General features: G+C 40.4%; 7 protein-coding genes and 2 pseudogenes. 3 read left to right on the top strand and 6 right to left on the bottom strand.

The genetic code is table 11. The features are described 5' to 3' along the window. A pseudogene (locus AC1DUA_RS20525) lies at positions 1–190 on the bottom strand (HlyD family secretion protein); the annotation flags it as partial. Positions 191–463: 273 nt separating this feature from the next. Between AC1DUA_RS20525 and AC1DUA_RS20520 the strand changes: the two are divergent. From AC1DUA_RS20520 to AC1DUA_RS20510, 3 genes are all read left to right on the top strand, one after another. After that, positions 464–1,042 carry a TetR/AcrR family transcriptional regulator gene (locus AC1DUA_RS20520; RefSeq protein WP_477501537.1) on the top strand — a complete coding sequence of 193 codons (579 nt, stop codon included), beginning with the start codon at positions 464–466 and terminating at the stop codon, positions 1,040–1,042. 161 nt (positions 1,043–1,203) lie between these two features. After that, positions 1,204–2,046 carry a PAS domain-containing protein gene (locus AC1DUA_RS20515; protein WP_477501536.1) on the top strand — a complete coding sequence of 281 codons (843 nt, stop codon included), beginning with the start codon at positions 1,204–1,206 and terminating at the stop codon, positions 2,044–2,046. Between the two features lie 19 nt (positions 2,047–2,065). After that, positions 2,066–3,025, top strand: a complete 960-nt coding sequence (locus AC1DUA_RS20510) for an ATP-binding protein (RefSeq protein WP_477501535.1) — start codon at positions 2,066–2,068, stop codon at positions 3,023–3,025. Positions 3,026–3,095: 70 nt separating this feature from the next. On the opposite strand, the gene AC1DUA_RS20505 is transcribed toward AC1DUA_RS20510, so the two are convergent. The 5 genes and pseudogenes from AC1DUA_RS20505 to AC1DUA_RS20485 all read right to left on the bottom strand — a co-directional run. Next, on the bottom strand, positions 3,096–3,569 hold the full coding sequence (locus AC1DUA_RS20505) for a hypothetical protein (protein ID WP_477501534.1): 474 nt from the start codon (positions 3,567–3,569) through the stop codon (positions 3,096–3,098). 23 nt (positions 3,570–3,592) lie between these two features. Further along, the gene (locus AC1DUA_RS20500) at positions 3,593–4,597 is read right to left on the bottom strand and encodes a DUF3231 family protein (RefSeq protein ID WP_477501533.1); all 1,005 of its coding nucleotides are present in this window, start codon (positions 4,595–4,597) and stop codon (positions 3,593–3,595) included. 43 nt (positions 4,598–4,640) lie between these two features. Further along, positions 4,641–5,234: a CBO0543 family protein gene (locus tag AC1DUA_RS20495; RefSeq protein WP_477501532.1), complete on the bottom strand. Its 594-nt coding sequence runs from the start codon at positions 5,232–5,234 to the stop codon at positions 4,641–4,643. Between the two features lie 208 nt (positions 5,235–5,442). Then, positions 5,443–6,160: pseudogene (locus tag AC1DUA_RS20490) on the bottom strand (aldo/keto reductase). Positions 6,161–6,188: 28 nt separating this feature from the next. Further along, the coding region (locus AC1DUA_RS20485; protein ID WP_477501531.1) for an AraC family transcriptional regulator at positions 6,189–7,749 on the bottom strand (1,561 nt) is incomplete at its 5' end.

Below are 7,749 nucleotides of genomic sequence, written 5' to 3'. Positions count from 1 at the left end.
CACCTTCGTCGATCTGCAAGGACGTTACCTTACCAGTAATGCGTGGCATCACTTTGTAGATATCGCCGGCCAGTCGGGAGTCATCGGTTGAGATGAAGTTCTGGCCTTCATACCAGAAATACCCGGCAATACTGCCTCCGCCAAGAACGATAACTGCTAAAATGACATACAACATAATTTTTCGTTTCATGTTTTCTCCTCTTTCTTCTTTTCCATCTGTCTTTTTAACATTTGTTCTTAACAATCGTTTTTAACGATCGTTAAACTCTATGGAGGTTATTATATGACCTCATTATTAGAACCGTCAATGAAAATTTTTCCGACAACCGTTTCCCAAAAATGAAATAGCCTGTGATCCTTTTCGAGGAATCGCAGGCGTTTGACTAAAGTGATATTCTCCTTTAAAATTCGTTAGAACAGGTGTTGCTAACAACTGTTAAACGGAGGTGCAGTTGATTCCTATATGAACAAACAAGAAATCGATGTTAAACACAAAATTATCATATCTGCTAAAAAGCTGTTCTCCGAACAAGGCTACGAAGGGACGAGCGTCAGAAAGATTTGTGACGAGGCCGGTGTTTCATTGCCGCTGGTTTCTTATCATTTCGGAGGCAAGGAAAACGTATTTCTCGCCATTCTAGAGCCGCTCGAGAAGCTGCCCTTTTCCGTCGAGACGGGAGATCCCAAGCTAGATTTGCAGAAATATCTAGAGGTTATGATTGCCTTTTATCGGCAAGAACGGGAAATTTCACTGATCATTAGACAAGAACTAGCCATGAATAGTACAAGAGCGGACAAAATCATTACGTTTATTCAAAACTCTACAAATAAATTAAAAAGTATTCTGGAGAACGGACGGGATCAAGGCATTTTTCAATTTGAATCCATATCCAATGCTTTGCGTTTCATCCTTGGATGCATGAGCATGATCTCGGTCTCCAATACGGGAATGCTTGAAGTGATCATCGGAGAAAAAGAAGTCGGAGACTATCCAATTGAGAAAGAAGTTATTGCCTTTATCTACAAGGGAATTCGGAGTTAACAGCTGAAACTTATACAATGAGCCTCTCCCATTAGGGGAAGGGGCTCTTTGAGCGCGAATAAACGTTTCGCCCACTTGAATACCGTTCATTTACACAAAGGAAAAACGCCGCTCTTTGTCCAATTATTTGAATAGGAATCTTATGTGGATCAGGAGGATATATGGCAAAGAAACTAGATATTTCACAGCCCGAACTGTTCTCTCAAGTATTTGAATTCTCTCCAATTGGCATGGCATTACTCTCAACTCAAGGAAATTGGCTGCAAGTGAATTCATCGTTATGCCAAATGACTGGTTATTCGGAATCAGAGTTCCTTGGCATGACCATTCAAGACATCATTCATACAGATGATTTAGAGCAAACAGGACATGCAAGGAACCAATTTTCAGATGGCATAATCGATAGCCTCCAAATGGAGAAACGTTTTATCCACAAAAATGGGTTCACTGTATGGGTATTACTGGCTATCAATTGCATGAGGGACGAACATAGGCAACCTTCGTTTCTTATTACTCAAATCAAGGATATTACCGAAAGAAAGTTAGCAGAAGAGGATCTTAAAGCGAAAACAGAGCAGCTGGAATCATTTATTGAAAATAATGCGGATGCCATGTGGATGATCGATGCCGAGGATACCCTTCTAGAAGTGAATCCCGCCTTTGAAACGCTGTTTGGTTGGTCCGCTGAAGAGGTTAAAGGCCACAAGCTGCCTATCATTCCTGACTCTCTCAAGGATGCTATAGATCAAATTCACCAAGGAATTAAAGCAGGAGAAACTATTGTGGGTTTGGAGACCACTCGCCTGCGAAAAGACGGCATTCTAATCCATGTGGAGGCAACATTATCCCCTCTTCGAGATCGCAGTGGAACAATCATAGGGATTACAGGTATTTGTCGTGATGTTACAGCTAAAAAGCTTGCGGAAGAGGAGCTTAAAGCGAAAACAGAGCAGTTGGAGTCGTTCATCGAAAATAACGAGGGATTCCATATTAATTTTCAATAATGAAGGTTTTGTTCAAAGAGTGAATGAAGCCTTTGAGCATATATTCGGGTGGTCTAAGAAAGAAGTCACTGGCGTTGAATTACATCTCCTTCCTTTCATTCCTGCTGAATGCCTAGAGGAGTTCAAACATAGTCGTGAACAAGTGCAAACGGGGCAGTCAGTCAATGGCGTCGAAACGAAACGATTACATAAAAATGGGGATTTGTTGAACGTGGTATTAACCGCTTCTCCTATTCTTAATGGTAAAGGGACACAGATTGGTTGGTCCGTTATCTTCAGGGATATTACAGAGTGGAAGATTGCTCAAGAACACCTTCAAAATTCCGAGAAATTATCTGTAGCTGGGCAATTAGCCGCTGGTATCGCGCATGAGATCAGGAATCCTATTACCTCAATCAAAGGGTTCATTCAATTAATGAAATCAGGATTTGGKGAGAAACCCGTCTATTTCGATATCATGACCTCCGAAATCGAACGGATTGAGCTGATTCTCAGTGAACTATTAATACTGGCGAAGCCGCAATCCATTAAATTTGAGAGAAAAGATATACGGGTGTTATTAAGCCAAGTTATGACACTTTTAGATTCTCAAGCAATCCTAAACAATGTTGAGTTTTTGGCTGAATTCAAGCCGGGAGCTACCCATCTTTATTGCGATGAAAATCAACTGAAGCAGGTTTTTATCAATTTCATCAAGAACGCCATTGAATCCATGCCAAATGGCGGTAAAATAACGATAGAAGTCAATAGTGATAATGATCAAGAGACGATTATACGTCTAGCTGACCAAGGCTGTGGAATTCCAAAAGAAGTCCTCTCCAAACTAGGTCAACCTTTTTATACAACAAAGGAAAATGGAACCGGACTAGGTTTTATGGTAAGCAAAAAAATTATAGAGAATCACGCTGGTAAAATCCATGTTGAAAGTGAAGTAAACAAAGGCACGATCATTGAAATAACACTGCCTTTTTCTTATTAAGTTTCGTTCCATCTTGGGAATCAGAAAACCGACTCAACATATGAGCCGGTCTTTTTCACTGGAATATCACCTATTTCTGATTTTCTGATCGCACAAATCGCTTAGTGACTTTCATCAAAATTAGCCCGACCGATAACCCTATGGGTGCGCAAATCATAGGAAGCCATATGGGACCAAGCAGCACATTTTTTATACGAAACGTTGAAGAATACATCACACCGACCGTAACCAAGTAGGCAGAGAAAGCGAATGGCATAAACATGAATGACCTTTTTTCACCAAGCGCATCCCGATAAGCATCCCACATAGCAAAAAAGTAGAGACAAGGATAAAACATTAACCACTGATAATTGGTTACTTGCGTTGCTTTCTCCGTATTTCCTTGAAAACTTAACATGATAGCCGTATTAAAATTGGATTGGACATTGATTAATATTTCTAATCCAATGAAAAGAACACCTTTTGCAAGCTTGCCATCCAAAAGTTGAGGGAATCCTGGCAGTGCGATGCTCCATAAAATTTTCTCAAGTTCATCTTTTGTCATAGGGGTCTCTTCTTTATTTGATTTTACTGCTTGATAAGCTGTTTGCGGTCCTCCATTTGCGGCGGTTCCTCCAACCAACCATGCTTAATCATCAGCTTAATGCCGTCGTGTGAGTATACATAGATATCCTTGGCGATTAATCCTGCCTTCAAACTCAAATCATTTCTCAATGTAAAAATAGTACCAAAGCTGCTGCTGACCATACCGAAAGTATTAAGAAGGTGAATGCAGAACATCATGAGCTTCTCTGAAAAGGGGGCAATCGTAGAAGTTGTTACTGTGCTCCCTGAAGTAGCCGAGAATTGGATATTGCTCTGGAGGAGGATATCTTCAAAGGATTTGATTTGTTTCTTTGCAAGCTCCATTCCACTCACAAAATATTCCTTTACTTCTGTGGTATTCGCACATTGGGCAAAGCCTGAAATGAGCTGCAATCCAATATTATTTGTCTCAATCCCATGATGAAGAATGCCTACTTCGATTGTATTTAAAGCTCTTTTATCTCCAAAAAGATGAAATCCGCTCAAATAGTCTTTGCTCTCAATAAACTCATTGGCGATAGGCATCGTAACTTTGGGAGGCGTGGTGAGAATCCCTTTTTTAAGCAGATATTCGGTTGATCTTTTATAGACATTTTGAGTAACGACCGTCAATCCCTCATAGATATCCATTACCTCGCCTTGGTAGGACATATTTAAATTGAGCGTATACATGCCCATACTTATTTCTTTCAATATGCGAAGGAACATGATATCAAATCCATTGTCGTACAGCTTCGGCGCCTCTAAATTGACATCTCCTTTGGTAAAACCAACAGGTATGACAATGCCTTGGTTTTCGAACAGATCCGTAATTTTATTCACATAATGATTAAGATCCTGCCATAGGCCTCCCATAATATTCCTTGCTTCACGATCTTCCGTTTTCGCTATGAAATAATCCAACACCCGAAGAATGAGTGTCTTTTGCTGATAGGTAAGCCAAAGTGTCCCCAGCTCTGATGAGCTGATTGAGTCTGCTTTCGTCATACATTCATCTCCAGTTAAAGAGCCGCCATCCGGAACTCTCCATTCATCTTATTTTCTTCTTGTTTCTATGATTAAAATTTATGACCAATTCCTGATCGCTATCAAAATGAAAGACGTTGCTGTGAGATACGTCAACGAATGCTTTCACAAGAATCGCAATCGGAAACAGCACTAACAATGACTCCCAATAGGACCATTTCACCAACTGATACATGCCAAGAGATACAAAGATGGGCTCACCGACATACGAAACGGCTAGCGATGCCACTAGATCTGCAATCAGAAAGGACTTCCAGGTAGAAAACTTCTGATACATATACGCAAATATAGAGGGAACAACAAAGAAGTCGACGGCATTCAAGTTCTCGGTAAACGGCATAAGCTGATGCGGGTATCGCCACAAGTCAAAAAATTTGCCGACTTGGTCGACCACCCCGACAATGATAAAACCGGTCAGGAAAGCCATTGCTGTGCTGAGTGTCCTTTTTCGATCCATATTGATAAGTAGCAACACAACAAAAAGCACATTCACAATAACGATGATCCACCACTTGAGTGAAAAAACGTCATGTTGCAGCCAATAATCGAGTTCCATTCGGCTCTCTTTAATGTGTAATTCCTCTATTTCGTTTGGCATATTTGTCTCCCTATGCATTTTAAACTTGGATTCATGTTCCTTATTATTAAACAGGAAGACAAAAATATGTACCGTTGGGAAATGTTATTTTCAAAGCTGCTAACCCGAACAAAAAAAGAGACCCGCAGCAATAGGCTGGGATCTCTGTACAATACCTTGTCTATGACGTTGGCTTTGTACAAACAGCCGCGGGTTTTCGTATCAAGCCTTAAGGCAGCTTATTACCCGCTGCCTGATATATTTCATACCATTCTTGCTTGTTTAGTGTAACTTCACTTGCTTTTGCCATTTCTGTTAGTTATATCCTTTACTCTACAATACTCCAAAATACTACCGTCACGATGAATGGATGAATCGTTATGCATATTTACGTTGAGACCCGCATCGACCATGCCGCTGAAGGCCGGGCCGAATTGCAGCTGATTGACAAGCAACTTCTGATTAACGTATTTGCTTAGCAATTCGATCTGCATGGAATTATGGTTGCTGACTCCGAAATGTCGAACCTTGCCACTAGCATACAACTGATCGAAGGCTTCGGCGACCTCCTCAGGTTCCATTAGCGTATCCGGCCGATGCAAAATAAGCATATCTAGATAGTCCGTATTTAATCGATCCAGAATCCCATCTACAGATGATACAAGATAGTCTTTCGAAAAGTCGTAATACCCACTCCGAATCCCGCATTTCGATTGGATATATATGTGCTCACGAACAACGGGCCTCATGCGGACAGCCTCCGCAAACACTTCCTCCGACTTCCCATTGCCATAAATATCGGCATGATCAAACAGGTTAATCCCAGATTCCAATGCGGCCTCGATTAAGCGTGCAACCTCTACAGGTTCCATCTCCGCAATTCGCATACAACCAAGGGATATCTCTGATGTTCTCAAATCACTATTTCCAAGAGTCAATTGTTTCATGTTAACAGGCTCCATTTCAGTATTAAATTTATACTTTCAGAACAAACTTGTTTCTATATTGTTGTGGCGTTTCCCCTGAATACTTTTTAAATGAGTAGCTGAAATACTGAGAGTTCTCATACCCCAGATTCTCGGAAATATCCATAATTTTCATTCTGGTGTTTTCCAACATTTTTTTGGCATCATTCATCTTCATGTCTATGATATACTCATTGATCGTTTTTCCAGTCTCGCGTTTGAACACCGCACACATATAGGTAGGAGACATGAACACTTCGTTCGCAATCTCTGTGAGTGAAATATGTTCTTTGTAGTGCTGGATCACATAGTTTTTAATGCGTTCAACCAAGGTGTTATGTTTCTTGTTGTACTTAGCGCAGTAGTAGTCGGCAATGCAGATTAGCATTTTACTTGTATGGGGCTTGATCTCTGAAATGGATTCTACCCTCATAATCGATTGCAAAGAAACCATGTAGTGAACGTTTACTTCCTCCACTTCATCTTCGGTTTCACAGATTTCACGATGAGCGTCAATAACTAATTCCAGAAAACGACCTCGTATATATTCCTGAGAAAATTGATTGACTCTTGAAAGCAGCAAATAATATTCTTCGAATAGTTTCATCACTTTCGAACGTTCGCCGAGCTTAATTTCAATTAGCAGATGCTTTTGCAGTTCATTCAATCTGGCATTATGATTCAAATCGCTCATTTTATCAATGGTATTGGAGTCGATAATATCATTAATATGAATGATGGAATTATTACCGGTATAAAACTTGTAGCCTACAGCATTGCAAGCGCAGCGATAGGACAGATTAGCCGTGTTCACACTCACACAATTTCCAATGCCAATTGAAAGCGAAATCCCTTCGAAATCAATCAGCAATTGTTCAATTCCCTCAAAAATTTGATTCATTTTATCTTCATAGCCGTATTCCTCGTTAAAAATAATGACAAATTCATTGTCTTTTGTTGAGAAGCAGATGCCCGCCTGAAAGTTATTTAAAGTTCGCTCAATGATGTTCTTGATGGAAAAGTTAAAAAACTGTACGCGCTCTACACCTTCTCTTCGCACCCGATGTTCATACTCATCAATTTTGGCAACGGCAACTGTGATGTCTTGTGTGATTCGAAACGGCAAATTGAAATACACTAAACGTTCTTGAAGTTCGTCGTTGCTCTCCATCCCATCCACAATCAGATTGGTTAGAAACTTATCTCGCATTAACGACATGTTTTCCGATAGTTGCGACGTGAGTCGCTGAATGACCTGATCGCGTTGAAACTCCATTTCAATGGTATCCCGTGCTTTTTTCAAGACGGATATCACTTCTTTCAGCTGAATGGGCTTAAGGATGTAACCTGTTGCTTTCACATTCAGAGCTAGCCTGGCATAGTTAAAATCCTGTACACCACTTATCAAAATAATTTTCGTTGGAATGTCCTTTTCCATAAGCTCAATCGCTACTTCTAATCCGTTGCAAAATGGCATTTGTATATCCGTTACCAGAATATCTGGTTGAAGTTCCAGACATAAATCAAGTGCTTTCCTGCCATGATCAGCAATTCCAACTACTTGCATGCCC

The organism is Paenibacillus sp. 01T422, assembly GCF_056398785.1.
This window is presented reverse-complemented; position numbering and strand designations above follow the sequence as displayed.